Raw genomic sequence first — 25,575 nt, 5'->3', positions numbered from 1 at the left:
GGACAGAGAGAAAACCCATGGTCAGCCGCCCACCCCAGTGGCAACAGGACGCCAACCGCGACTCACAGATCGTCGACCCGGTGGTGACGATCCAGGAACTGTCGCGCCTCAGGCCGCTGCGCAGCGCCCGCATCGACTACGCGTTGGTCTTCACCAGGCCCACGGGCGGCTTCGACGCCTACCTGCCGCCCCACCGCCCCAACCGCACCGACGTCGCCTCCCGCCGGTGGACCACCGTGTACGAGGTGGACATGGGCCTGCACACCGGCTCGTCCTCCTACGCACTGCCCAGCACCAACGACGCCTTCCTGTTCGAAGTGACCCTGGACTGGACGTGGCAGGTGCGGGACCCGGCGGCGTTCGTCGCCAGCGGCGAACGGGATGTTCCCGTGCTGGTCCAGCGGAACGTGGACGCTCTCATCCGTCCGCTGCTGCGCCGGTTCGGAATCGAGGAGAGCGGGATCGCGGAGCGCGAGGCCCAGCAGCGCATGCTGGACATCGGCCGACTGACGGCCGCTCAGGGGCTGGCTGTCTCCTGTGCCCTGCAGATCCGCCGCGACGAGGCGGCCATCGCTCACGAGCAGCAGCTGCGTGCCATCGACTACGAGCGGCAGAGGCTGGAGCCCCAGCACCAGCTCGACCTCCTCGCCGACGGGCTTGCCGCAGCGCGCGCACTCGCGGCAGGACGGCAGGAGCACGACCTCGCCTGGCAGCAGCAGCAGCTCGGGCATGTGCTTGAAGTGGATCGCGGCAGAAAGGGGCTCGAACTCCAGGAGATCGAGGCGAAGAAGATCGCCTTCTACACCTACTACCTGGAGCGCCAGGGACCGGCCGCGATGGCCTTCCATCTCTCCCAGCATCCCGAGGACGCCCGGCTGGTGATGGAGAACCTCCGCGCCGATCATCTGCGGACCATTCAGAACAAGCTCGACCTCGCCCTCCAGGCGCTCAAGGGAGGCCCCGGCGGCCTGGAGGAACATCAGCTGGACGAGCCGCGGCGGCTTGCGGCCAAGGCCATCCGCGACATCCTCGACGAACGGCTGGCACCGACCGCGGGGCCGGGGGAACCGGTTCGAGACGCGGTAGAGGGGGCCGGTACGGCCACCCCGGCCGACGAGGCCGGGCCCGCGTCGGCGGCTCCTGCGGACTCTGAGCCGACATTCGGGTACCGCCCCCAGTCCTGATGTGGATCGTCCCGAAGGGAATCGAGGTCTCATGTCCAACCTGTCCGCCCCACCACCACTTCCGTCCCCGTCAGGGGAGCCGGGAGCTCCCTCTGAGCCGAGTCCGTGGCCCGATGGGGCACCGCCGCCCTACCCGGGCGAGGAGCCACCCACCTACCCGGGCGGGGACGTACCCGTGTACCCCGGTGAGGACGTACCCGCCTACCCGGGCGAGGACGTACCCGTCTACCAGCATCAGGAGTCTGCTCACCCGGTCCAGGAGGCCGTCCACCCCGTCCGGACCCCGACCTGTCCGACCGGGGCGGGCACTGATCCTGGCGGATCAGCGACGCCCTGGTATCAGCAGGGTCCGCCGCCCCAGCCGCCGGGACCGCCGGTTCAGGAGCCGGCCCCCGGGCCGGCACCGCAGCTGCCGATCGGGCCGCCGAGATCCGCTCTTGACGACATGCACTTCCAGCAGGGCCGGATACTGCTGAAGGCCCATCAGCGAGGCGCCGATCGGGCTGCCGTCGGACAGCTCATGGCAGCGGTTCCCATGGGCCTGGTGAGCTTCGTGCTGATTGTCGGCATCTGCTCCATGTTCAGTGCCGGCTTCGCACTCGTGGTCGGTATCGCCTGGCTGCTCTCCGGGCTCATGGTCTTCCACCGCCCCGCCGAGGACGCCATCGCGCGCTACGCCCTGCGCATGCGTCGCCCGACAAGCGACGAAGCCGCGCGGCTGGAGCCGGTGTGGACCGAGGTGACCCGCCGCGGCGGTGTCCGCGGTGGCCACTACGAACTGTGGATCCAGGAGCGCGACGAGCTCAATGCGAACGCTGCCGCGGGCCACATCGTCGGGGTGACCACTCAGGCCATGCAGCAGCTGCCGAACAGCCAACTGGCCGCGGTGCTGTCGCACGAACTCGGACACCACGTCAGCGGGCACACCTGGACCCGCATGCTGGCGCACTGGTACGCCCTGCCCGCCCGTACGGCCTGGGGCCTGACCCGGGCAGGGCTGTCGCGCCTGTTCCGCGGCGGCAACGTGGCCTGCGGCGGCTGCCTGGCCCTGGTCCTCGGCTCCATCGCACTGACCGTGCTGGCGCGGGCCTGGTGGTTCGTCATCCCCCTGGCAGCCGCCCCGCTGCTGCTCGCGATGCTGAGCCGCAGGGCCGAACTCAGCGCGGACGCCTATGCGGCGTCACTCGGGTTCGCACCGCAACTGGTCGAGGTCCTGGCTCAGCGCGAGGCCGCGGCGGCATCCGGAGGCGCGGCGGCTCCAGCGGCCTGGGGATCGCTCCCGACCGGGCAGTGGGCCTCGCCCCAGGCCCGGACCCAGCCGAAGGCACAGCACCGGGGGCTGGCCGGACTGTTCGACATGCATCCCGACTACCACACCCGGCTGCACCGGCTGCGCCCCTTCATCGGTTAGCGCATCGATGCATGGACGATCCGGCATCGTCCGGGGTCGTCCGGGCCTGTCCGAGATCGTGGCCCCGGTGACCTGCCTGCGGCCATGCTGGCGAAGGCCGACAGCGGCCGATCCGCTTCGCCGGAAGCGGTGCGGCCACTGGCCAGCACATGGCATGTACACACCATCTCCAGGAACGGGACCAACCATGCGGAAGATCCTCGGCACCACCATCGCCGGACTGACCCTGGCCGCCTCCACCGTCGGCCTCGCCGCGGGAAGCGCGTCGGCCAGCACGTACATTCCGATCTCGGTCAGCACCAGCCACGGGGTCGGCGTGTACTCGCAGGCCAACTCGGGCTCCTCCAAGTACGACTACGACCTGTACGCCTCCAACCACGACAGCATCGTGGCCATCTGCTGGGTCGTCGGCCAGCAGGTCGGCAACGACGGTGACGTCTGGTACAAGACCAGCCAGGTCAACTACGGCGCCTACGGGTACACCGACTACTTCAACGCCCCGACCACCGCCTGGACGTTCGCCCCCTACGTGGACGGTGCGGCCGCGTTCCACAACGGCCTGAACCGCTGCTGACGATCCGGCACAGTCACCGTTCGCCCTCGACGATCGCGATCGTCGAGGGCGAACGGCATTCACGGCCGATCCCCATGGGGCCTCGCCCCCCGTCGTTCCATTGGGATGTGTCCGTACGATTCCGGATGACTCCGGATTGCCGGTCGCCTACTCTTGTCATGGGCATCACGCCCAAGGACACGGGGGGCGCACCAATGGGTCATTTCGGCATGCCCGGAATTCAGCAGGACTCGGCTCCGGAGGAGCCGGCGGGGAGTGTGGGGGAGTTCATTCTGGCGTTGCGGGCGTTGAAGGTCGGTGCCGGCAAGCCGTCGCTCCAGGAACTGCAGCGACGGAGCGGTGTGCCGCGGAGCACTCTCGCGGACGCGCTGAATCCGCGCCGCCGCGAGCTGCCGAAGCTGGAGGTCGTCCTCGCCCTGGTCCGGGCCTGCGGCGGTGGGGCGCCGGAGGAGCAGCGGTGGCGGGCCGCCTGGAAGCGGGTGGCGCAGGCAACCGACGGCGTGCGGATCCAGAGCGCTGGTACAGACCCTGACGCACCGTTGGAACCAACTGCACCGACCGCGCCGACCGCACCAGCGGCTTCCGGACGCAACTTCCTTCCTCCCGGTCCGGCGGACTTCACCGCCCGGGAGAAGGAGGTCCTGTCGATCATCGAGGCCGCCGGAACCACCGCGGAGGCCGGGCCCGCGCTGCTGGCCGTCGACGGAATGGCGGGCGTGGGGAAGACGGCACTGGCGGTCCATGCCGGCCACCGGCTGGCGCACCTCTTCCCGGACGGCCAGTACTACCTGGACCTGCACGCCCACACGGTGGGGCAGGACCCCGTCGACCCGGCAGCGGCGTTGGACACCCTGCTGCGCACCCACGGTCGCAGCGCCGACAGCATCCCGGCGGGGCTGGCGGAGCGGGCCGCCGCCTGGCGCGCCGAACTGGCGGACCACCGGGTCCTGCTGGTCATCGACAACGCGGCCTCGGCCGAACAGGTGCGCCCGCTGCTCCCCGGTTCCGGTGGCAGTCTCGTCCTGGTGACCAGCCGCAGGCGTCTGGTCAGCCTGGAAGGCGGGCGGAGCCTCTCCCTGGACCTGCTCTCGGCGGCCGACGCGGTGCTGCTGTTCCAGCGCGTCCTCGGCCCCCGCGCGGACGCCGAGCCGGAGGCGGTGGCGGCCATCGTGGAGCTCTGCGGCCGACTTCCGCTGGCCATACGCATCGCCGCCGCCCGGCTCAGGCACCGGTCCTCCTGGTCCGTGGCACTGCTGGTGGAACGCCTCAGCGACGAACGCCGACGGTTGGGCGAACTGGCGACCTCCGACCTGGCGGTCGCCGCGGCCTTCCAGACCTCCTTCAACCACCTGGCCTGGCAGGAACAGCGGGTCTTCGCGCAACTCGGCCTGGTGCCCGGGGCCGACGTCGACGCCCGGGCCGTGGCGGCCCTGGTCGGACTGCGGACCGACGACGCCGAACGGAGCCTGGAGGAACTGCTCGACGCCCACCTGGTCGAGCAGTTGCAGGCCGACCGCTACACCCTGCACGACCTCCTGCGGATCCACAGTGCCGCGCAGGCCGCGAGCCTTCCGGAAGCCGAACGCGAGAATGCGCTGCAGCAGTTGTTCGACCACTACCGGTACTCGGCGTCGATCGCGATGGACGCGATGTTCCCGCACGAACGCCACCGCCGTCCCGAGATCAAACCGCCCAATGGCGTGACCGAGGAATTCACCGACCGTACGGCCGCCGTCAATTGGCTGGACACCGAACGCTCCAACCTGGTCGCGGCGAGCGGACTGCCCGGACTCCCGCAGCACGCCATCGACCTGTCGGCGATCCTGGCCCGCTATCTGGAGCGCGGAGCCCACGGCAAGCAGGCGCTAGTGCTCCACGAACGGGCTCTGCGGCTGGCGCGCGCGGCGGGCGACGTGGTGGCCGAGGCCGGAGCGCTGCGCTTCATCGGCCTCACCCATCTGCAGCTCCGGGACTACCAGTCGGCGCTCGCCGCACTGGAGGAGGCGATGGCGGTCCTCCAGGAGCACGGCAGGAAGGACTCCCTGGCGGCCGTGCTCAACAACCTGGGCGCGGTGCACGGACTGCTCGGTCGGCTGGACCAGTCGTTGCACCACTTCGAGCAGGCGCTACGCCTGAGCAGGGCGGAGGGCGACGACTCCAACGAGGCGATCGCGGTCGGGAACCTGGGTCTGATCCACCGTCGGCAGGGGCGGCTGGAGGAGTCGCTGGCCCTCAACCGCGAGGCGCTCGAACTCCAGCGGCGGCTGGGCAACACCATCGGTCAGAGCATCTCCCTCGACAACCTGGGAGTGACCTGCCGTCATCTGGGCCGGCTCGACGAGGCACTCGAACACCACCGCCAGGCCCTGGTCCTCGATCGCGAGGGGAACGACCGGACCGGGGAACTGATCACCATCGACAACCTGGGGCTGATCCACTTCCTGATGGGCGACCACGCCGCCGCCCTGGCCCGCTTCGAGGAGGCCGTCACCCTCAGCGGGCAGTTGGAGGACCGCACCAGCGAGGGCATCGCCCTCGGCAACATCGGCAACGTCCGCAGGGAGCAGGGCCGGACCGAGGAGGCGCTCCAGCACCACCGGACGGCACTCGACCTGATCCGGGCACACGACGGCACGCTCAACCTGGCGGAGGCGCTCAACAACCTGGGCGAGACGCTGAGCGCGCTGCGCACGCCCGAACCCGCGCTGCCGCTGCACAACGAGGCCCTGGAGATCGCCGAGACCTGCGGCGATCCCATCGAGACGGCCCGCAGCCGTGATCTCCTCGGCCGGGTCCAGCACCAGCTGGGGGACCAGCGGGCCGCCCGCGAACTGCACGCCCTCGCCCGCGCGGCGTACCTGCGGATGGGGCTTCCGCAGGCTGCCGCACTGGCGGCCCGGGGGTGCTGCCCGTGATGCCGGCGGTGCGGCACCACGGGCCTCAGACGCCGGCCTGGTCGGCGATGTCGTTGGCGGCGACGTAGCCGAAGGTCATTGCGGGGCCGATGGTGGAGCCTGAGCCGGCATAGCTGTGGCCCATCACCGCGGCGCTGGCGTTGCCGGCGGCGTAGAGGCCGGGGATGGCGGTGCCGTCGGCGGTGAGGACGCGGGCGCGGGCGTCGGTGACCATGCCGCCCTTGGTGCCGAGGTCGCCGGGCACGATCTTGAAGGCGTAGAAGGGCGGCTCCCACAGCGGGGCCAGGCAGGAGTTGGGCACCACCGCGGGGTCGGTGTAGTAGTGGTCGTAGAAGCTGACGCCGCGGTGGAAGTCGGTGTCGTTGCCGGTCAGCGCGAAGCCGTTGAAGCGGCTGACGGTGGAGCGCAGGGCCGCGGCGGGGACGCCGATCTGACCCGCCAGCAGGTCGATGGTCCAGGCCTTGTACACCGCGTCCGCCTGGTACCAGGAGTCGGGGAAGGGGAGGGTCGGCGCGACGTCCCGGAACAGGTAGCGGTTGCGGTAGTTCTGGTCGACGATCAGCCAGGCCGGGATGTCCGGCGCGGTGGGGTTGCGCTGGTACATCACATGCACCACGTCGCTGTAGGGGGCGCCCTCGTTGACGAAGCGCGACCCGCCCGCGTTGATGATCAGGCCGCCCGGCAGGGTGCGCTCGGAGAGGCAGAAGTAGGCCTGGTCGGGCAGCGGGATGGCCGGTCCCCACCAGGCGTCGTCCATCAGGGCCAGCGCGGCGCCGGCCCGCTGCCCGGCCTGGATGCCGTCGCCGGTGTTCTCCTTGGCGCCGACGGTCCAGCTGGTGCCGATGGGCTGCTGCTGGTACTGGTTGCGCATGGCGGCGTTGTGCTCGAAGCCGCCGGAGCCGACGATGACCCCGTACCGTGCCTTGACCAGCCCCTGGGCGCCGTTCTGGGTCACCAGCGCGCCGGTGACGGCGCCGGACTCGACGTTCAGGTCGACCAGCGGGGTGTTCAGCCAGACCGGGACGTTCGCGGACAGCAGCCCGGCGCGCAGTCCGGCCGCCAGCGCCTGGCCCATGGTGAGCGGCTTCTGGCCGAGCAGGGCGGCCGCGGTCCCGCGGGCCAGGCACTCGGCGGCGACGGCCGCGCCCTTGGCGTTGACCAGGGACAGCGCCAGCCACTTGTAGTCGGCGCTGAAGACCACCAGCCCGGCCGGGGTGGCCAGATAGGGCGGGTTCAGATGGGCCAGCTCGGCGCCGAGGATGTTGCCGTCGATCTGGTCCGGCTCCATGGAGCGGCCGTTGGGCATCCCGCCGGGAAGCTCCGGATAGTAGTCGCTGTAGCCCTCCATCCAGCGGAACCGCAGCGGGCTGTTGGCCATGACGAAGGAGATCATGGCGGGCCCGTGCTGCAGGAAGGACTGCTGCCGGGCCAGCGGGACGTCGCTGCCGACCACCGCGGCCAGGTACTCCGCGGCCAGTGCGGGGGTGTCCGGGACGCCGGCGGCGAGGATCACCTCGTTGTTGGGTATCCAGACCCCCGCCCCGGACCGGGCCGCCGAGCCGCCGAAGGTGGGCGCCTTCTCCACCACGACCACGGACAGGCCCCGCTTGGCCGCCGTCAGCGCGGCGGTCATCCCGGACGCCCCGGAGCCGATCACGACGACGTCGTACTCGCCCAGCACCGGTACGTCCGCGTAGGCGGGGGTCGGCTCCAGCAGTCCCGACGCCAGGCCGGAGGCCAGCAGCACCCCGGCGCCGGCACCGGCCCCGCGCAGCACCTGACGCCGCGACGGACGGTGGCTCGCCGGGTCGTGGGCGGATTCCGCGTGCTCTGACATGGGAGGGCCTCCATCGGGCAGGGCGGGACGGGGCTGGCGCCCGGTCGACCTGACGCTGCGTCAGGAATGTGGCCCGATGACCGTGCAATGTCAAGTGCCGTGCGCGGAACGGCCTCCGGTGAGACGGCCCACCTGCTCCAGCAGCTTCGCGCCGTCCGGTGCGGCGAACCACTCGGCGTGGCCGACGAAGTACTCGTAGGCGAGAGCGGTGTTCTCCGCCGAGCCGGTGACGCCGTGGAAGTAGCCCAGCTCCGACAGCGCGAACTCGGCGTGGACCAGGGGCAGCAGCAGCGGCAGCGCCTCCGCCTCGGCCGGGGCCAGCGGGCGGACCGAGGTGTAGCCGTCCAGCAGCGCCTCCAGGTGCTCCCACTGGACCGGGAAGGAGGGCTGCAGCCACTGGACGGTGTTGCGCTCGATCGCGGTGGCGAGGTCGTGGACGGCGGTGGTGCGGTCGCTGAGGCCGAAGTCCAGCACCGTGGACACCTCGTCCTGCGGCCCCGAGGTGTCCCAGAGCAGGTTGGAGGCGTGCCAGTCGTTGTGGGTCCACAGCGGTTCGAGCGAGCCCAGCAGCGGCGCCAGCCGGCGGTGGAACGGCAGATGGACCCGGTGGACGTCGGCACGCCAGGGACGCTCGGCCAACGCCTCGGCCAGGGACGGCCGTTCGGCCTGGTAGCGCTCCAACTCCCGGACCGGGTCCGCGGCCGCGAACACGGTGAAGGAGGAGACCAGCGGCTGCACCCGGCGGCGCGGCGCGAGGTATCCGGCCGAGGCCAGGTGCAGCCGGCCCAGGGCGGCACCGGCGGCCCGGGCGTGGCCGGGCGAGGTGAAGGCCGACCAGGACAGCGCGTCCTGGTAGAGGTCGGTGCCGGTGCCGGCGGTGTGCACCTCGTAGACCCACTCGCCGAGGGCGACGGCTGAGGCGCCGTCACCTGTGGTCAGCACCTGCACCACCGGGGCGCCCCGGTCCCGGAGGTGGCGCAGGAAGGCGTGCTCCTCGGCGAGTCCGGCCACCGTCCGCACCGCGGAGTGGTGCCGCTTGACGAAAAGGATCCGCTCCCGGGCGACCAGCGCCGCGGCCGAGAGCGGACGGGGGCTGCGCCACAGGATCCGGGGCGCGGCGCCGTCGCCGCCCGGATAGCGGCCCAGCACCTCGGCCACCTCGGCCTCGGTCAGCGGCGGCCAGTCCGGGTCGACCGGGTCGGTGCCCATGCCGTGGGCCAGCAGCCGGCTCATCGGATGCCCGCCTCGGCCGGACGGTCCTGCGGCACGTCACGGTCCTGCGGCACGTGACGGTCAGGCAGCACGTCACGGTCCTGCAGCACGTCCAGGATGCGCCGTTCGGTCTCCGCGAAGGCGGGGTCGGCGAGGGCGTCCAGGCCCCGGGGGCGCGCCAGCGGCACCTCGATCGTCTGCACCACCCGGGCCGGTCGCGGCGACAGCACATGGACGGTGTCCGCGAGCATCACCGCCTCGCGGATGTCATGGGTGACCAGCACCACGGTCCACCCGTACCGCTGCCACATCTCGGCCAACCACAGCTGCATCTCCGTACGGGTGAGCGAGTCCAACGCGCCGAAGGGCTCGTCCAGCAACAGTACCGGCCGCTCCAGCACGACCGTGCGCAGCAGCGCCGCGCGCTGCCGCATGCCGCCGGAGAGCTGGAACGGGTAGGAGCCCTGGAAGCCGTCCAGGCCGAACGCCTCGAAGAGCCCGACGGCCCGCTTCCTGGCCTCCCGTCGGCGGGTGCCCTGGGCCTCCAGGCCGAGGGCGGTGTTGTCCAGCACGGTGCGCCAGGGGAACAGCAGGTCCTTCTGCGGCATGTACGCCACCTGGCGCGAGCGCAGGTCGGCGGGGGCGCCGTCGACCAGCACCGTGCCGGCGTCCGGTGCGTCCAGCCCGGAGACCAGGTTGAACAGGGTGCTCTTGCCGCTGCCGCTGGGGCCGATGACGGCGGCGAACTCGCCGGGCCGGACGGACAGGTCGAGGCCGCGGAGCACGTCCAGCGGACCGAAGGACTTGCTGACGCCCCGGACGTCCAACCGGGGCAGGTCGGGGCCGGGTGCGTCGGTACCGGGGTGCTCCCCGGCCCTGGTCGGGCTCACGATCGTCCCTCCTGCTTCATCGCCCGCTCCCAGGGCAGCACCAGCCGCTGGAGCAGGTAGGTGGCGCCGAACAGCGCGATGCTCAGCAGCGCGGTGACCGCGACCGCGGCGAACACCAGGTCCGTCCGGAACGCGCTCTTCTGTTCCTGCATGTAGATCCCCAGGCCGCTCTCCGCACCCGCGTACTCCGCGAAGACCGCGCCGATCACGGCGTAGGTGATGCTCACCCGCAGCCCGGCGAAGAAGTACGGCAGCGCGCTGGGCACCCGTACCAGCCGGAAGGTGCGCAGCCGTCCGGCGCCCAGCGACCGCAGCAGCCGCATCGCCTCGCGGTCGGTCGCCGCGAAGCCGGCCGCCAGGTTGGCGGCCAGCGGGAAGAACGTGGTCAGGGTGACCACCAGCATCTTCGGCAGCAGTCCGAAGCCGAACCAGATGATCAGCAGCGGGGCCACCGCCACGATCGGAATCGTCTGCGAGGCCACCAGCAGCGGGTAGAGGCCGCGGCGGGCGATGGCGGAGAAGTCCAGCAGTACCGCGACGGTCCAGGCCGCCAGGAACGAGAGGCCGAAGCCGAGCAGGGTCTCCTGGAGCGTGGGCAGGGTGTTGGCCCACAGGTCGGCCCGGTTCTCCCAGCCCTGCTCCCAGACCCGGGCGGGGCTGGGCAGGGTGGTCGGGTCGACGTGCGCGGCGCTGGTGTAGAACTGCCAGCCGGCCAGCAACAGTACCGCGACCAGCACCGGTGGCCAGGCCGCCGTCAGAGCCTGACGGGCCCTCACTTCTGGTCCGGGAGGTAGGCGTTGGTGTAGAAGGCGGAGACGTCGGGGGACGCGGTCAGCTGCTTGCCGTTGGCATCGGCCAGCAGGCCGGCGTTGAACTGGAAGTCCGTGTAGTCCTGCCAGGTCTTCGCGGTCTGGGTGCCGACGCTGCCGTCACTCGCGCGGTAGTACTCCTTGGCGAGCAGTTCCTCGCTCTCCTTGACCAGCGCGGTGTTGGTGAGCACGCTCTTGTTGGCCTTCACCAGCAGGTCCGCGGCCTGGTCCGGGTGGTCCAGCGCATAGGTGTAGCCCTTGACCACCACCGCCAGGAACTTCTTCGCCAGGGCCGGGTTCTTCTTCAGGAAGTAGTCGGAGGAGGCGATCAGCGCGGAGTAGGTGCCGGGGAAGCCGTAGTCGGACAGCTGGAAGTCCTTCAGCGGCTTGCCTTCGAGCTTGGCCTCCAGCCCCTCCCAGGTCGGCTCCGGCATCGCGAAGTCGGCCTTGCCGGCGTAGAGCGCCGCGTAGGCGGAGGTGCTCAGCACCACGGTCTTGAATTCGCCCTTGCCGCCGGCGTTCCGGATCACCTTCTGCAGCAGCGGCTTCTCGTACGGGGCGCCGAAGCCGGCGTAGGTCTTGCCGTCCAGGTCCTTGGGCGAGGTGATGTCGGTGCGGTCGGCCCGCACCGAGATGGTGACGTCGGTCTTCTGGGTGATCGCGAAGACCGAGACCACGTCCTGCCCCGCGGCCTGCGCGGTGCTGACGCCGTCCTGGTAGGAGATGCCGAAGTCGGCCTGGTGGGTGGCGAGCAGCGTCTCGGGGGCGGTGCTGCCGTACGGCAGGATCTTCAGGTCGATGCCCGCGGCCTTGAACCAGCCGAGCTGCTGGGCGACGTAGATACCGGTGTGGTTGGTGTTCGGCGTCCAGTCCAGGGCGAGGGTCACCCGGGTGGTGGCCGCGCCCGCGGCGTCGGCGGCGGCACCGGTGCCGGAACCCGCCTGCGAGGAGCAGCCGGTGGCGACGAACACGGCGGCCGTGGCGGGCAGGAGGGAGCGCAGGAGGGTACGGCGTCTCATGGTTCGGGGTCCTTGGGGTGCGGTACGGCGGGATGCGGGCGGCAGGGTGGCGGGGCGTCAGGACGTCGGGACGTCACGGCGTCAGGACGCGAGCGCGTCGGGGCGTCAGGGCGCTGTCAGTGCATCCGACACAGCGCGCTGCTGACCCGCATCAGGTCGACCGCCATCCGCCGGGTCAGCTCGCTGGCCTGGCAGGTCATGCCCCACTCCCGGTGCGGGAGCGGCGCCGCGCCGTCGGTTCCGGCCACCGGGTCACCGCGCCCCGGCGCCGAGCAGCGGCGCTCCGGTGAAGGACTTCTCCCAGTCGCGGGCGTGCGGGATCGCGCCGTGCTCGGCGAGCCAGTGGGCGTAGGGGCCCATCCTGGTCCCGTCGATGACGCCCCAACGGCCGTCCTGGTCGGTCCAGGTGGGGGCGATCAGGGCCAGCGAGCGGGCGATCAGCGGGCGCGGGAAGTACGGGATCACCCGCTCCAGCGACGCCAGGGTGCGCTGCTGGTCGGCGGCGGCCGAGGCGAAGCCGCGGGCGGTGGCGCCCAGGAACGCCTCGACCAGGGCCGGGTCCCGGGCGAGCAGGTCCTCGGAGGTGCCCAGCAGGTAGCTGTGGTAGCGCGGGGCGCCGATCTCGTCGACCGGCCAGGTCCGCCGCTGCTCCTCGGGCAGGTCGCCGCGGAGTGCGTCCCAGGCCCAGTAGTTGCCGAAGGTGGCGTCCGCCTCGCCGGCGGCGAGGTCGTCCACGGTCAGTTCGCGCGCGCCGGCGTCGACGGTGACCACCGCGTCCGGGTCGCCGCCGTCGGCGGCCACCAGGTGGCGGACCATCGCCACGCCGCGCGGCGTCGGATTGTAGGCGAGCCGGCGTCCGGCCAGCTCGGCCGGGCGGGTGATCCCGGTGCTCGCGACGGTCTGGATCGCTTCCAGCGCACGGTGGTTGACGGCGGCGACGGCGACCAGCGGCTGTCCCTGCGCACGCCGGGCCAGCAGCCGGTTGGGCGGGAAGACCCCGAAGCCGACCTCCTGCCGGGACAGGTACTCCAGGGTGTCGCCGCGCCCCGGGTCCTGGACCACCAGCTCGACGTCGAGCCCGGCCTCGCGGTACCAGCCGCGCTCACGGGCGACATAGAAGCCGGCCGAGTTCGGCCAGGGGTGGAAGTAGTCGAGCATCACGCGGACGGGTCGGACGGGTCGGACAGCTCGGTCGGGACGGACCGGGGGCAGGGACATGGGGGTACTCCGCAGGCGGCACACGGGCGGCAGGGCCCGGTGGGAGGGAACGCAGAAGGGGGGTGGGGAGGGGAGGCCGATCAGGTCAACAACAGGAGGAGGTCGCCGCGACTGCCGTCGGGGGACGCATCTGCTCAGGGACTGCTGCTGACATCGGTACTCCTACGCGGGCACTGAAGTGCTCAAGTGATGCGGTCGGCGTCCCCATGGGGTCCGCCGCGCACATGCACGACCGGACCCAGACGCCCTCTCAGCCCCATCGGGTTGGGGGCTCCCGCGTAGATGGTCGAAACCTTAACCGGAGGAGACCGATCCTGTGCAAGCCGCGTCCGTACAGCGAGACAAATATGTCCCGCTGTACGAGACGCCACGCGATGACCGCTGATCGGCGGGGCTAGCATCCCCCCATGGACGCTTCCCTCCCCGGCCCGCTCGTCGACGCCGCCTGGCTCGCCGCCCACCTGGGCGATCCCGACCTGGTGGTGCTGGACGCTACCGCGCTGCTGCCGTCACCGCGGTACGACGGCGACTACCAGGTGGGCAGCGGGCGACCGCAGTGGCTGGAACGGCACATCCCCGGGTCCCAGCATGCGGACCTGACCGCGGATCTGTCGGACCACGCGGCGCCGTACCACTTCGCGATGCCCTCCCCCGAGGCGCTGGCGGCGGCGCTGCGTCCGCTCGGTGTGGGCGACGGCACCGCCGTCGTGGCCTACGACAGCGGCGGCGGCATCTGGGCGGCCCGGCTGTGGTGGATGCTGCGGAGCCTGTCCGTCCCGGCCGCGGTCCTGGACGGCGGCTGGGAGGGGTGGACGGCCGCCGGGCACCCCACCGCCTCCGGCGAGCCGGCCCCGGCCCCCGACCGCGGCCCGCTCACCCCGCGCCCGCGCCCCGAGCTGTGGGCCGGTATCGACGACGTCGCCGCCGTCAGCAGCGGCGAACGTCCGGGCACGCTGGTCTGCGCGCTGCCGACCCCGGCCTTCGAGGGCACCGCCCCGACCCGCTACAGCCGCCGCGGCCACATCCCCGACAGCCGTAGCCTCCCGGGCCGCGGCCTGCTGGACGACTCCGGCCGCTTCCTGCCCCCGGCCCGCCTGGCGGCCCTGGTCGACCCGGTGCTCGACGCCGCGAGCCCCCGCACCGTCCTGTACTGCGGCGGCGGCATCGCCGCGGCCGGCGCCGCCCTCGCCCTCACCCTGCTCGGCCACGACGACGTCAGCATCTACGACGGCTCGCTGGAGCAGTGGTCGGCCGACCCGGCCCGGCCGCTGGCCCTGGGCGCGGCAGACCCGCACTGACCGCTCGTCGTCCGGCAAACCCGCTGGCCGGGTCGTCGCTCCGGCCGGTACGGTCACTGCCGGCACGAGAACTGACGATCGGGGAGACGGACATGACGGACCAGCGGCGACTCGACCGGATCCAGGGCTGCCTGCTGGGTGGAGCCATCGGCGACGCCCTGGGATGGCCGGTGGAGTTCCAGCGGCTCGACCGGATCCTCGACGACCACGGCCCCTCCGGGGTGACCCGTCTGGTACTGCGTGCCGGTTCCGGCCTGGCCGAGGTCACCGACGACACCCAGATGACGCTGTTCACCGCCGAGGGCCTGCTGCTCGCCGAGGGCCGGCTCGGCGGTGACACCGGCTCGGAGTCGGTCGTCGCGGCGGTCCATGCCGCCTACCAGCGCTGGTTTCTGACGCAGCGTCTGTCAGGTCCGTCCGCCGCCCTCGACGCAGAGGAGGGCTCCCTGCTGCGCGAGCCGTGGCTCTACGCCTCCCGGGCGCCGGGGAACGCCTGCATCTCCGGACTGGTCGAGAACCCGCAGCTGCCAAGGATCGTGACGACCGGTCAGGTCGGCGTCGTCAATCCCGACTCCAAGGGCTGCGGCACGGTGATGCGTTCGGCCCCGTTCGGACTGCTGGGCCTCGGGCCCGAACGGGCGTTCCGACTCGCAGCGGACTGTGCGCAGTTGACCCACGGCCACCCCACCGGCCAGCTGGCGGCCGGGGCCTTCGCCGCACTGGTCCAGCGGCTGGTCGACGGCGTCGACCCGGGCGAGGCGGTACGGCGGACCATCGCCCAGACGGCCGCCTGGCCCGACGCGCACCCCGGCGCCACGGAGACCGTCACCGCACTGGAGCGAGCGGTGCGCCTGGCCGAGAGCGGCGCTCCGGGCTTCGACCTGGTGGAGCAGGTCGGCCTGGGCTGGATCGCCGAGGAGTGCCTGGCCATCGCCGTGCACTGCCTACTGGCCGCCGCCCCCGGCCCGGACGCGACCAGCGAGGACCTGCGCCGTGCGCTGACCCTGTCGGTCACCCACTCCGGCGACAGCGACTCGACCGGCGCCGTCTGCGGCAACCTCCTGGGCGCCGCGCACGGCCTGGCGGCGCTGCCCGAGGACTGGGCGGTCCAGGTCGAGGGCCGGGCCACCGTTCTCGCGACCGGCGCGGCCCTGCACCTCCGCTCGGCCGCCGTTTCCGAGTCCTGATCCCGCACCGATTCAGGATTGTGCATATGCCAATCGAGGGCCTATGCACACAGTTACTGCACGGTTGACAAAAAGGTCGCGGAAACAAGAAATTATCAGCGCCACCGCTACTCATGTCGACCCCGAACCACTAGAGTCCGGCTTGCGTCGGCGCGTCAGCGCGCTGTGCCCCAACTTCACTGCCGGCCACAGTACTTGGCCCATCGGCATACAGCACATTCGTGCACATAGGTCTTGGCGCGCATTTCCCTGGCCCATGGTGGGCATTGGAGGATTGTCATGCCCAGTTCATATAATTCAGACCTCTCCGGCCCGAACGTCACCAGGCGGACGGTGATCCGTGCGACCGCTGCCGGTGCCGTGGTGGCCACCGTCGGCCTCGGCCGGGTCGCGCAGGGCGGCGCCCGGCCGACCGCGGCGTCCCTGGTCGCCGCGGTCACCTCGCCGAACCCGTTGCCCGGCGGCACCCTGGACCCGCTGTCGGTGCCCAAGTACCGGACCGAGCTGCCGAGACTGCCGGTCATGCCGTCCACCGGCACGACCAGCTTCGGCGGGGCCCAGGTGGACGTGTACTCGATCGCGGCCCGCCAGTTCAGCCAGCAGATCCTGCCCGGCTCCTACCCGAGGACCACGGTGTGGGGTTACGGCGTCCCCGGCGTCGCCGGCAGCTTCAACGCCCCGGGGCACACGATCGAGGCGCGGGTCGGCCGCCCGGTCCGGGTGACCTGGACCAACGGCCTGGTCGACAGCGGCGGCGACTGGCTGCCGCACCTGTTCACCGTCGACCCCACGCTGCACTGGGCCAACCCCGGCGGCGGCACCGCCGCCCGGGACACCCGGCCGACCTTCACCTCGACGCCCGATCCCTACACCGGACCGGTACCGCTGGTCACCCACCTGCACGGGGCGCACGTCACCCAGGAGAGCGACGGCTACCCCGAGGCCTGGACCCTGCCCGCGGCCGCGGACCTCCCGACCGGATACGCCGCCACCGGCAGCTACTACGACGCCTACAAGGCGCAGGCGGCCACCCGGTTCGGCGCGCAGTGGCAGCCCGGCTCCTCGACCTACCAGTACCAGAACGACCAACGCGCGGCCGCGCTCTGGTACCACGACCACGTCCTGGGGATGACCCGGCTCAACGTCCAGGCCGGCCTGGCCGGGATGTACCTGCTGCGCGGCGGCAGCACCGACCTCTCCCCCGGGGTGCTGCCCTCCGGTACCGCCGAGATCGCCCTGGTGATCCAGGACCGGTGCTTCAACAGCGACGGCTCGCTCTTCTTCCCGACCAGTCGGACCTTCTTCGGGGACACCACGGCCGGCGGTCCCTGGCTGCCCGTCACCGACGTTCCCCCGTACTGGAATCCGGAGTCGTTCGGCAACACCATCGTTGTCAACGGCGCCAGTTGGCCGGTCTGGCACGCCTCCCGCAAGCGCTACCGGTTGCGCCTGCTCAACTCCTGCAACGCCCGCACCCTGGTGCTCAAGGTCGTCACCGACCCGCTGGCCGACCGCCCCGCCACCGCCGCGCTGCCGATCTGGCAGATCGGTTCGGACGGCGGGTTCCTGCCCGCGGCCGCCCAGCTCAGCCAGGCGCTGATCGCCCCGGCGGAGCGGGCGGACCTGGTCCTCGACTTCTCCGCGGTGCCGTCGGGAACCACGCTCTACCTCATCAACGAGGGCCCCGACGTGCCCTATCACGGCGGGATCCCGGACACCGACTTCGCCGCCGCCGACCACTGGACCAGCGGACAGGTCATGCAGATCGTGGTCGGTGGCGCCGCGACCGACACCAGCGTCCCGCCCGCGCAGCTGCAGCTGCCGGCCGTCAAGGCGCTCGGCAGCGCGGGCCAGACCTTCACCGTCTCGCTCAACGAGGCCGACTCCACCGTCTTCGACGGCGCCCCGGTCATCGGCGCCCTGGGCTCCCTCAACGCGGACGGCACCGGCGCCCTGGAGATGTGGGACGACCCGGTCTCGGTGAAACCGGTCGTCGGCACGGTCGGCGCGTGGGACCTGGTCAACCTCACCGTGGACGGCCACCCCATCCACATCCACCAGACCCAGTTCCAGGTCGTCAGCCGCACCGCGGCCGACGGGACCGTACGCGGCCCGGAGTCCTGGGAGACCGGCTTCAAGGACACGGTCATCGCCTACCCGGGCGAGACCACCCGGCTGAAGGCCGCCTTCGACATACCCGGCCGGTACGTGTACCACTGCCACATCCTGGACCACGAGGACAACGAGATGATGCGGCCGTTCGACGTCCAGTCCTGACCCGCGCGGTCGCCCGGGTCAGGCGTGCGCGTGGTGCGCGTGGTGCGCGTCATGGGCGTGGTGGGTGTGCTCGGCGCCATGGGTGTGGCCGGCGCGATGGGCGTGGTCGGCGTGGTGCGCGAGTCGGGCGTGCGGGTCGGCGCCCTGGGTGAGCGGGTCGGTGTGGACCGTGGCCGCGGTGAGTCTCGGGACCGCGTGGATCAGCGCGTGCTCGGCCGAGACGGCCAGGTCGTGGGCCTGAAGCAGGGTCAGCTGCCGGTCCACGACGATGTCCGCCTCGGCGCGCAGGGCGTGGCCGATCCAGCGGAGCCGTACCTGGTCGACGTCACGGACGCCCTCGACCGCCCGCAGCGCCCGTTCGGCGGCGGCCACCTGCTCCGGGTCGACCGCGTCCATCAGCCGGCGGCAGACCTCGCGGGCGGCCCCGCGGAGCACCAGCACCAGGGCCGCGGTGATCAGCAGGCCGACCACCGGGTCGGCGGCCCGCCAGCCCAGGGCGGCCCCGCCGGTGCCGAGCAGGACGGCCAGCGAGGTGAAGCCGTCGGTCCGGGCGTGCAGGCCGTCGGCGACCAGCGCGGCCGAGCCGATCCTGCGGCCGGTGCGGATGCGGTAGCGGGCCACCCACTCGTTGCCGACGAAGCCCACCACCGCGGCGGCCGCCACCGCCCAGAGGTGGCCGACGTCCCTGGGGTGCAGCAGCCGGTCCAGCGCCTGGTAGCAGGCCAGCGCGCAGGAGGCGGCGATGGTGAGCACGATGGCGATCCCGGCCAGGTCCTCGGCTCGGCCGTAGCCGTAGGTGTAGCGACGGTTCGCGGCCCGACGGCCCACCAGGAAGGCCACCCCCAGCGGCAGCGCGGTCAGCGCGTCCGCCGCGTTGTGGACGGTGTCGCCCAGCAGCGCCACCGAACCCGACCAGACCACCACCAGGGCCTGGACCAGCGCGGTCAACCCCAGGACCAGCAGCGAGAGCCAGAGCGTGCGCATCCCGGCCCGCGAGGTTTCCAATGCCTGGTCGACCCGGTCCATCGGCTGATGGCTGTGCGGTCGGACCAGATGGCCGAGCCGGTGCCGGGCTCCGGCCCACCGTCCGCCGGCCCCGCCGCCGTGGGCGTGGCTGCCCTCGTGCTCATGTTCGTGTCCGTGCCGCGGTGTGCTCTCCATGCGGTCCACCGTGGCAGCTGGAACCCGTTGCAGCCACTCCCCACCTGGCGGCCCCGAGCAGCTGCGACGTCTGTGCAACTGCGGCCGGACGGCGCGTCAGCCGGCGATCAGCACCGCGGCCAGCGCCAGCGCCCCCGGCAGTGCCTGGACCAGCCAGATCCTGCGGTTGGCGGTCGCGCCGCCGTAGATCCCGGCGACCACCACGCAACTGGTGAAGAAGATCTGCGCGTCGTGACCGACCGGGTCGGACGCGATCAGCCCCCAGACCAGCCCCGCCGCGAGGAATCCGTTGTAGAGGCCCTGGTTGGCGGCCAGCGCTGCGGTGTCCTTGGCCATGTCGGCGTCGAAGCCGGAGAGTTCACGACCCTTGGGCCCCTGCCAGAGGAACATCTCCAGGACCAGGATGTAGGCGTGCAGCAGGGCGACCGCAGCCACCAGGATTCCCGCGACGATTCCCATGGCCGTACTCTCGCTGCTCACGCGCCCCTCGCGCAAACCCGGCGCCGGCCGGTGCTCAGCGCTTGAGCGCCACTCCGCCGTACAGCCCGATCCGGTCGTCCCCGGCCAGGACGTGCTGGTCCGGCCGCCACTGCGACAGCAGCACCAGGCCGGGGTCGACCGGCTCCAGGCCGTCGAAGAACGCGGCGATCTCCTTGCTGCTCCGCACGGCGGTCCGCACCGACGACCGGGCGTAGGTCTTCGCCGTCGCCCGGATCCCCTCCGGGTCGAGGTCCGCGGTCACCTGCGACAGCACCAGCACGCTGCCCGGGGCGACAGCGTCCATCAGCGTGCGCACCGCGCCGTACGGGTCGTCCTCGTCGACGACGAAGTGCAGGACCGCGACCAGCAGCACCGCGACCGGCCGGTCGAAGTCCAGGCGGCCGCGTACCTCCGGGTTTCCCAGGATCTCCGCCGGACGGCGGACGTCCCCGGCGACGATCGTCGCGCCTGACAGCTCCGGATCCCCGCGGTGGGCGCGGGCGTGGGCCAGCACCGTCGGATCGTTGTCGACGCCGACGATCCGGGCGTCCGGCCGCACCGACAGCGCGGTCTCGGCCGCGCTGCCGGGAGCGGGCAGGCCGATGCCCAGGTCCAGGAACTGGTCCAGGCCGGTCTCCGCCAGGTGCCGTACGGCGCGGGTCAGGAAGGCGCGGTTGACGCGGGCGAAGTCCCGGACCGGCATTGCCTCCAGGGCCTTCTCCGCAGCCGCGCGATCGGCCGGAGAGTGGTCCTTGCCGCCGAGCAGATACGAGTAGATGCGCGCCGGCGTGGCCACGGTCGGGTCGATCAAGTCACCACCCAGCGGCTCCGGGTCCGGCACGTCGTCCTCCACCCCTTCGGGCACTCCCCCGACGACCTGAGCGTAGCTCGGGGCGTCAGGCGATCCGCCCCGCCAGCAGGTCGTGTCCTGACGAGTGCTCAGTGCCGGTGAACTTGGCGCGCAGGTAGCGCAGGTTGTGGCCGGTGGCGAAGACACCGGTGGGGACCCGGTCGCGGACCGGGACGCCCAGCGCGCGCAGCTGCGCCGCCTTGTCCGGGTTGTTGGACAGCAGGTCCAGCTCCCGCACCCCGAGCGTGGCCAGCATCTGCGCGGCGGCGGTGTAGTCGCGGCCGTCCTCGGGCAGGCCGAGCGCGGCGTTGGCCTGGTAGGTGTCGAGCCCGCCGTCCTGCAGGGCGTAGGCGTCCAGCTTGTTGTAGAGGCCGATGCCGCGGCCCTCCTGGCGCAGGTAGAGCAGGTAGCCACCGGTCCTGGCGATGCGCTCGACGGCCTCGCGCAGCTGCGGTCCGCAGTCGCAGCGGGCCGAGCCGAACACGTCACCGGTGAGGCACTCCGAATGCAGCCGCACCAGCGGGACGGCCGCCGCGTCCGGGTCCCCGAGCCGGACGGCCAGGTGCTCCAGCCCGTCCGCCAGTCCGTGGAAGGTGACCAGCTCGGCGTCCACGCCGTAGCCGTCGCCGAAGCGCAACGGCACCCCGACCCGGGTGCGCACGGTGGCCGCAGGAATCTCGGACATGAAGGCTCCGCTCGTTGGACACAGTCGTTCAGATTCGAACCACTTGAACGCCCCGACAGTACCTTCTATTTCAAATTCGAACAACGAACTTTCGAGCGGGGGTGCGCCGCGATTCAAATTTGAACAACCAGGAGTAGAGTGGGCGCATGGAAGAACCCCGATGGCTGGACGATCGGGAGAAGGCCGCCTGGATCGGCTTCCTCTCGGCCACCAACCTGGTCGCGCGCAAGCTGGAGCAGCAGCTCAAGGACGATGCGGCGCTCTCCCACACCCAGTACGAGGTGATGGTCCAGCTGTCCGCGGCACCCGGTCGCGCGCTGCGGATGACCGAGCTCGCGGACCGGCTGGTCACCTCCAAGAGCGGGCTGACCTACCAGGTCACCCAGCTGGAGCGGGCCGGCCTGGTGGCCCGCCGCTCCTGCCCCAGTGACGTCCGCGGGGTGATCGCCGAGCTCACCGACCGGGGCATGGAGGTGCTGCGCGAAGCCGCACCGGGCCATGTGGCCGCCGTCCGCGAGGCGCTGATCGACGTGCTCACCGCCGAGCAGCTCGACAGCCTGGCCACCGGGCTCGGCGAGGTCTCCCGACGGCTGCGCGGGTCCGCTTCATCCTGAATGCACCCGTGCGCCCGCTGTGCGCGGGCCGTGCGCCGGTCACGTGTCAGCGCGAGCCCCGGCCGTCCGGTCCGGCGCTCGCATAAGCTGCACGGATGAGCATTCTTGATGGCGCCCGTGCGGGCATGAACCCCGACATCCGACCGCAGGACGACCTGTTCGGCCATGTCAACGGCCAGTGGCTGGAGACCGTGGAGATCCCGGCCGACCGGTCGAGCTGGGGTCCCTTCGTGCAGCTCGCCGACACGGCGGAGGAGCAGGTCAGACTGATCATCCAGGAGCTCGCCGCGGGTGTCGCGGCGGACCCCTCCGGAGCCGGCGAGAACGCCCGGAAGATCGCCGCGCTCTACACCTCCTTCATGGACGAGGCGGCCGCGGCCGAGCGCGGCACCGACCCGGTGCGGCCGCAGCTGCAGGCCGTCGCGGAGCTCGGCGACACCCGCGAGTTGGCGGCGTTCCTCGGCGGGTTCGAGCGGACCGGCGGCTCGGGGCTCTTCGGCCTCTACGTCAACACCGACGACCGGGACTCCGACCGCTACCTGGTCAACATCGTCCAGGGCGGGCTCGGACTGCCCGACGAGTCCTACTACCGCGACGAGAAGTTCGCCGAGGTCCGGACCAAGTACGTCGACTACCTGACCCGGATCCTCGGCTTCGCCGACTACCCGGACCCGGCCGCCGCGGCGCAGACGGTGCTGGCGATCGAGACCCGGCTGGCGTCGGGCCACTGGGAGCGCGCCGAGACGCGCGACGTGCAGAAGACCTACAACCTCACCGGCCTGGACGAACTCAAGGCGCTGGCGCCCGAGTTCGACTGGAGCGGCTACGCCGCGGCGCTGGGCGGCTCGGACCTGACCATCACCGAGACGGTGGTGCGGCAGCCCTCCTACCTGGCCCACCTCTCCACCGTGCTGGCCGAGGTGCCGATCGAGCAGTGGCGGGACTGGGCGACGGCCAGGGTGCTGCGCGCCGCCTCGCCGTACCTGGGCGACGCGTTCGTCCGCGCCGACTTCGAGTTCTACGGCAACGCCCTCAACGGCACCCCGGAGCTGCGGGCCCGCTGGAAGCGCGGGGTCGCCTTCGTCGAGGGCGCGATGGGCGAGGCGGTCGGCGAGGAGTACGTCGCACGGCACTTCCCGCCGACCTCCAAGGCGATGATGGACGAGCTGGTCGCCAACCTGCTGCAGGCCTACCGGGAGTCGATCTCCCGGCTGGAGTGGATGACCGAGGAGACCAAGAAGCGCGCCTACGAGAAGCTGGCCACCTTCCGGCCGAAGATCGGCTACCCGGACCGGTTCCGCGACTACTCCGCGCTGCAGGTGGGCCCGGACGACCTGCTCGGCAACGCCCATGCCGCCGCCGCCTTCGAGAGCGACCGCGAGCTCGCCAAGATCGGCGGCCCGGTCGACCGCGACGAGTGGTTCATGCTGCCGCAGACGGTCAACGCCTACTACAACCCGGGCACCAACGAGATCTGCTTCCCGGCCGGCATCCTGCAGGAGCCGTTCTTCTCCCCCGAGGGCGAGTCCGCCGAGAACTACGGCGGCATCGGCGCGGTGATCGGACACGAGATCGGGCACGGCTTCGACGACCAGGGTGCGCAGTACGACGGCGCCGGCAACCTCAACGACTGGTGGACGGCGGCCGACAAGGCGGCCTTTGAGGTCAAGTCCAAGGCGCTCATCACCCAGTACAACGGCTTCTCGCCGCGCGCCCTGCCCGGCCAGACCGTCAACGGCGCGCTGACGGTGGGTGAGAACATCGGCGACCTCGGCGGCCTGACCATCGCTCACAAGGCCTACCTAATCTCGCTCGACGGCGGGAGCGAGGACAAGGCAGCGGCCGACGCCTCGCAGACCCTGTTCATGAACTGGGCCTACTGCTGGCGCACCAAGCGCCGCAAGGAGCAGGAGGAGCAGTACCTCACCATCGACCCGCACTCGCCCCCGGAGTTCCGGGCGAACATCGTGCGCAACCTGGACGAGTTCCACCAGGCCTTCACCACCGCCGAGGGTGACGGGCTCTGGCTGGACCCGGCGGAGCGCGTACGGATCTGGTGAACCATCCGGCCCGGTCCCCCAGCGTGCCGCTGTGCGCACGGGGGATCGGGCCGGAATGTACCTGGTCCCAACATCCCTGGAACAGCTGTGCGTTAGTATCCCCGAGCAGCTGTCGTGAGCGGAGTGGGGCGAGGCGGTATGGCGGAGCACGAGGCGGTCTCCGAGTGGGAGAGGCTCGGCGTCGACACCTCCAAGCCGAGCGTGGCCCGCGTCTACGACGCGATCCTCGGCGGCAAGGACAACTTCGCCGTGGACCGGGCGGTGGCCGCCAAGCGGCTGGAACTCATCCCCGACGGCGGCCAGGGCGCCCGGATCAGCCGCGGGTTCCTCGCCAGGGGCGTGGCCCACATGGCGCGGGCGGGGATCACCCAGTTCCTGGACATCGGTTCCGGACTGCCCACCGCGCAGAACACCCACCAGGTCGCCCAGGCCGTCTCCCCCGGCGCCCGGGTGGTCTACGTCGACCACGATGCGATCGTGCTGGCACACGCCCGGGCGCTGCTCACCGAGACCCCCGACACCCGGGTGATGCTCGGTGACTTCCGCGCCCCGGCCGAGATCCTGGACAGCGCGACCGTCCAGGAGTTCCTGGACTGGAGCCGTCCGATCGGGCTGCTGCTGGTGGGCCTGGTGCACCACATAGCGGACGCCGAGGACCCGGCGGCGCTGGTCCGCACCTACGTGGACCGGCTTCCGGCCGGCAGCTACCTGCTGCTCAGTCACTTCAGCGACGCCAGCGCGGAGGCCCGCGCCCTGGAGCAGGCCTTCCAGCAGATGATGGGCAGCGGACGGATGCGCAGCCCCAAGGAGATCGAGGGCTTCTTCGACGGCCTGGAACTGGTCGACCCCGGCGTGGTCCCGGTGGTCAGCTGGCACCCGGACCAGGCGGTGCCCGAGCCGTCGACGCCCAGCACCCTGCTGGTCTACGGCGGCCTCGGCAGGCGCGCCCAAGCGGGCTGACGGAGGCGGGAACGGCTGACCGCCCCCGCCTACCGCGGGGTCGCCACCGGCGCGGTCGAACCCACCTGGGTGGACGTCGGCGACGCGCCCGATCCCGAACCGCCGTCCCCGTGGATGCCATGGGTGAGGATCCAGGCCAGCGCGGCAGCCGCCAACAGCATCCCGCCCGCCCCCGCCAGCCTCGGATCCATCAGCAGACTCCGCTGCGGCCCCCGGTCGTCGTCCTCGTCCTCGTCCATGCCCCGCCCCCTCCTCAAGCAACTGCGGCCGCGCCGACAGTACCCACGCCACCAACCGTGCGGAAGATTTTCCAGCCGGGGTGTAAGGGATCGGTGAGTCTCACGCGTCGGTGGAGTGAGGCTGACAGTGGCGACGAGAGGGCTTGTGGGGACATGGCGAACACCGTGGCGACATACCTGGATTTCGCCGCCGCCAGGGCCGGGGACCTCTACCGCTCTGCCTGCCTGCTGACCGGGGGCGACACACACCTCGCGGAGGACCTCGTCCAGGAGACCCTCGGACGGGTCTTCGTGCGGTGGAGACGGGTCTCCGGGGCAGACAACCCCGCCGCGTACGCGCAGACCATGCTGGTGCACACCTTCCTGTCCTGGCGTCGGTTGCGCCGCAGCCGGGAGCAGCCCACGGAGGTGCTCCCGGAAGCCGCGGCAGCCTCAGCCGGGGACACCGCCCTGCGGATCACACTGATGGACGCCTTGGCCCGGCTGTCCGCCCGGGACCGCGCAGTCCTGGTGCTCCGTTACTGGGAGGACCGCAGCATCGAGCAGACCGCGTCCGTGCTGAGGCTCTCCCCAGGCGCGGTCAGCACCCGCTCCACTCGTGCCCTGAGCCGACTCCGGTCCCAACTCGGTGACGACGTCAACCTCTTCGCCGAGCACTGAGCACATCCACTCGCCTGCCAACGGAACTCCGAATC

The 25,575-nt window shown here is 71.7% G+C and carries 23 protein-coding genes; 11 read left to right on the top strand and 12 right to left on the bottom strand.

Features of this window, described 5'->3' with window-relative positions:
- The first annotated feature begins 17 nt into the window (after positions 1-17).
- The 4 genes from IF29_RS0118685 (at position 18) to IF29_RS42145 (ending at position 6,084) form a co-directional block, all read left to right on the top strand.
- Entirely contained in the window at positions 18-1,184 is a 1,167-nt protein-coding gene (locus IF29_RS0118685) for a hypothetical protein (protein WP_030256075.1), read from the top strand.
- A gap of 520 nt (positions 1,185-1,704) precedes the next feature.
- Positions 1,705-2,595 (top strand): M48 family metalloprotease, encoded by an 891-nt coding sequence (locus IF29_RS0118680; RefSeq protein WP_198037496.1) that lies wholly within the window; start codon positions 1,705-1,707, stop codon positions 2,593-2,595.
- A gap of 187 nt (positions 2,596-2,782) precedes the next feature.
- Positions 2,783-3,169 carry a hypothetical protein gene (locus IF29_RS0118675; protein WP_051725489.1) on the top strand — a complete coding sequence of 129 codons (387 nt, stop codon included), beginning with the start codon at positions 2,783-2,785 and terminating at the stop codon, positions 3,167-3,169.
- Positions 3,170-3,378: 209 nt separating this feature from the next.
- Positions 3,379-6,084: an ATP-binding protein gene (locus IF29_RS42145; RefSeq protein ID WP_157623816.1), complete on the top strand. Its 2,706-nt coding sequence runs from the start codon at positions 3,379-3,381 to the stop codon at positions 6,082-6,084.
- A 25-nt stretch (positions 6,085-6,109) separates the two neighbouring features.
- On the opposite strand, the gene kstD is transcribed toward IF29_RS42145, so the two are convergent.
- The 7 genes from kstD to IF29_RS0118635 all read right to left on the bottom strand — a co-directional run bounded on the left by kstD (position 6,110) and on the right by IF29_RS0118635 (position 13,069).
- Positions 6,110-7,921: a 3-oxosteroid 1-dehydrogenase gene (kstD, locus tag IF29_RS0118665; RefSeq protein ID WP_051725487.1), complete on the bottom strand. Its 1,812-nt coding sequence runs from the start codon at positions 7,919-7,921 to the stop codon at positions 6,110-6,112.
- Positions 7,922-8,011: 90 nt separating this feature from the next.
- Entirely contained in the window at positions 8,012-9,154 is a 1,143-nt protein-coding gene (locus IF29_RS0118660) for a phosphotransferase enzyme family protein (protein WP_030256062.1), read from the bottom strand.
- Entirely contained in the window at positions 9,151-10,023 is an 873-nt protein-coding gene (locus IF29_RS0118655) for an ABC transporter ATP-binding protein (RefSeq protein ID WP_232242198.1), read from the bottom strand. The genes IF29_RS0118660 and IF29_RS0118655 overlap by 4 nt, the downstream gene beginning before the upstream one ends.
- Positions 10,020-10,799 carry an ABC transporter permease gene (locus tag IF29_RS0118650; protein WP_198037495.1) on the bottom strand — a complete coding sequence of 260 codons (780 nt, stop codon included), beginning with the start codon at positions 10,797-10,799 and terminating at the stop codon, positions 10,020-10,022. Before IF29_RS0118650 ends, IF29_RS0118655 begins: the two co-directional genes overlap by 4 nt.
- Positions 10,796-11,851, bottom strand: coding sequence for an ABC transporter substrate-binding protein (locus tag IF29_RS0118645; RefSeq protein WP_030256056.1), 1,056 nt, complete (start codon positions 11,849-11,851; stop codon positions 10,796-10,798). Before IF29_RS0118645 ends, IF29_RS0118650 begins: the two co-directional genes overlap by 4 nt.
- 116 nt (positions 11,852-11,967) lie before the next feature.
- The gene (locus IF29_RS48535; protein WP_269665012.1) at positions 11,968-12,099 is read right to left on the bottom strand and encodes a putative leader peptide; all 132 of its coding nucleotides are present in this window, start codon (positions 12,097-12,099) and stop codon (positions 11,968-11,970) included.
- Positions 12,100-12,103: 4 nt separating this feature from the next.
- A complete protein-coding gene (locus IF29_RS0118635; RefSeq protein ID WP_051725486.1) occupies positions 12,104-13,069 on the bottom strand; it encodes an ABC transporter substrate-binding protein in 966 nt (321 codons plus the stop codon).
- Between the two features lie 407 nt (positions 13,070-13,476).
- On the opposite strand from IF29_RS0118635, the gene IF29_RS0118630 reads away from it, so the two are divergent.
- The 3 genes from IF29_RS0118630 (at position 13,477) to IF29_RS0118620 (ending at position 17,831) form a co-directional block, all read left to right on the top strand.
- Positions 13,477-14,367 carry a sulfurtransferase gene (locus IF29_RS0118630; RefSeq protein ID WP_030256052.1) on the top strand — a complete coding sequence of 297 codons (891 nt, stop codon included), beginning with the start codon at positions 13,477-13,479 and terminating at the stop codon, positions 14,365-14,367.
- 92 nt (positions 14,368-14,459) lie between these two features.
- A complete protein-coding gene (locus IF29_RS0118625; RefSeq protein ID WP_030256050.1) occupies positions 14,460-15,554 on the top strand; it encodes an ADP-ribosylglycohydrolase family protein in 1,095 nt (364 codons plus the stop codon).
- A gap of 279 nt (positions 15,555-15,833) precedes the next feature.
- Complete coding sequence (locus IF29_RS0118620; RefSeq protein WP_084714508.1) at positions 15,834-17,831, top strand: multicopper oxidase family protein; 1,998 nt, start codon at positions 15,834-15,836, stop codon at positions 17,829-17,831.
- Positions 17,832-17,849: 18 nt separating this feature from the next.
- Here IF29_RS0118620 and IF29_RS0118615 read toward each other — a convergent pair whose 3' ends face one another.
- The 4 genes from IF29_RS0118615 to IF29_RS0118600 form a co-directional block, all read right to left on the bottom strand.
- Complete coding sequence (locus IF29_RS0118615; protein ID WP_084714506.1) at positions 17,850-18,992, bottom strand: cation diffusion facilitator family transporter; 1,143 nt, start codon at positions 18,990-18,992, stop codon at positions 17,850-17,852.
- A 96-nt stretch (positions 18,993-19,088) separates the two neighbouring features.
- Positions 19,089-19,451 (bottom strand): DUF1304 domain-containing protein, encoded by a 363-nt coding sequence (locus IF29_RS0118610; protein ID WP_030256042.1) that lies wholly within the window; start codon positions 19,449-19,451, stop codon positions 19,089-19,091.
- 55 nt (positions 19,452-19,506) lie between these two features.
- A complete protein-coding gene (locus IF29_RS0118605; RefSeq protein ID WP_198037494.1) occupies positions 19,507-20,325 on the bottom strand; it encodes an SAM-dependent methyltransferase in 819 nt (272 codons plus the stop codon).
- Between the two features lie 43 nt (positions 20,326-20,368).
- Positions 20,369-21,007, bottom strand: coding sequence for a GTP cyclohydrolase II (locus IF29_RS0118600; RefSeq protein WP_030256037.1), 639 nt, complete (start codon positions 21,005-21,007; stop codon positions 20,369-20,371).
- 146 nt (positions 21,008-21,153) lie between these two features.
- Here IF29_RS0118600 and IF29_RS0118595 point away from each other — a divergent pair, with 146 nt between their 5' ends.
- The 3 genes from IF29_RS0118595 to IF29_RS0118585 all read left to right on the top strand — a co-directional run bounded on the left by IF29_RS0118595 (position 21,154) and on the right by IF29_RS0118585 (position 24,641).
- A complete protein-coding gene (locus IF29_RS0118595) occupies positions 21,154-21,621 on the top strand; it encodes a MarR family winged helix-turn-helix transcriptional regulator (RefSeq protein ID WP_030256035.1) in 468 nt (155 codons plus the stop codon).
- Positions 21,622-21,716: 95 nt separating this feature from the next.
- On the top strand, positions 21,717-23,681 hold the full coding sequence (locus tag IF29_RS0118590) for a M13 family metallopeptidase (protein ID WP_030256033.1): 1,965 nt from the start codon (positions 21,717-21,719) through the stop codon (positions 23,679-23,681).
- Positions 23,682-23,819: 138 nt separating this feature from the next.
- Positions 23,820-24,641, top strand: a complete 822-nt coding sequence (locus IF29_RS0118585; RefSeq protein ID WP_030256031.1) for an SAM-dependent methyltransferase — start codon at positions 23,820-23,822, stop codon at positions 24,639-24,641.
- A gap of 29 nt (positions 24,642-24,670) precedes the next feature.
- Here the strand turns inward: IF29_RS0118585 and IF29_RS0118580 are convergent, their stop codons facing one another.
- Entirely contained in the window at positions 24,671-24,880 is a 210-nt protein-coding gene (locus tag IF29_RS0118580; protein WP_030256028.1) for a hypothetical protein, read from the bottom strand.
- A gap of 153 nt (positions 24,881-25,033) precedes the next feature.
- Between IF29_RS0118580 and IF29_RS0118575 the strand changes: the two genes are divergently transcribed.
- Positions 25,034-25,540, top strand: a complete 507-nt coding sequence (locus IF29_RS0118575) for a SigE family RNA polymerase sigma factor (RefSeq protein ID WP_030256027.1) — start codon at positions 25,034-25,036, stop codon at positions 25,538-25,540.
- The last annotated feature ends 35 nt before the right edge of the window (positions 25,541-25,575 follow it).

This window comes from Streptacidiphilus jeojiense (genome assembly GCF_000719095.1).
Lineage (GTDB): Bacteria > Actinomycetota > Actinomycetes > Streptomycetales > Streptomycetaceae > Streptacidiphilus > Streptacidiphilus jeojiensis.
This window is presented reverse-complemented; position numbering and strand designations above follow the sequence as displayed.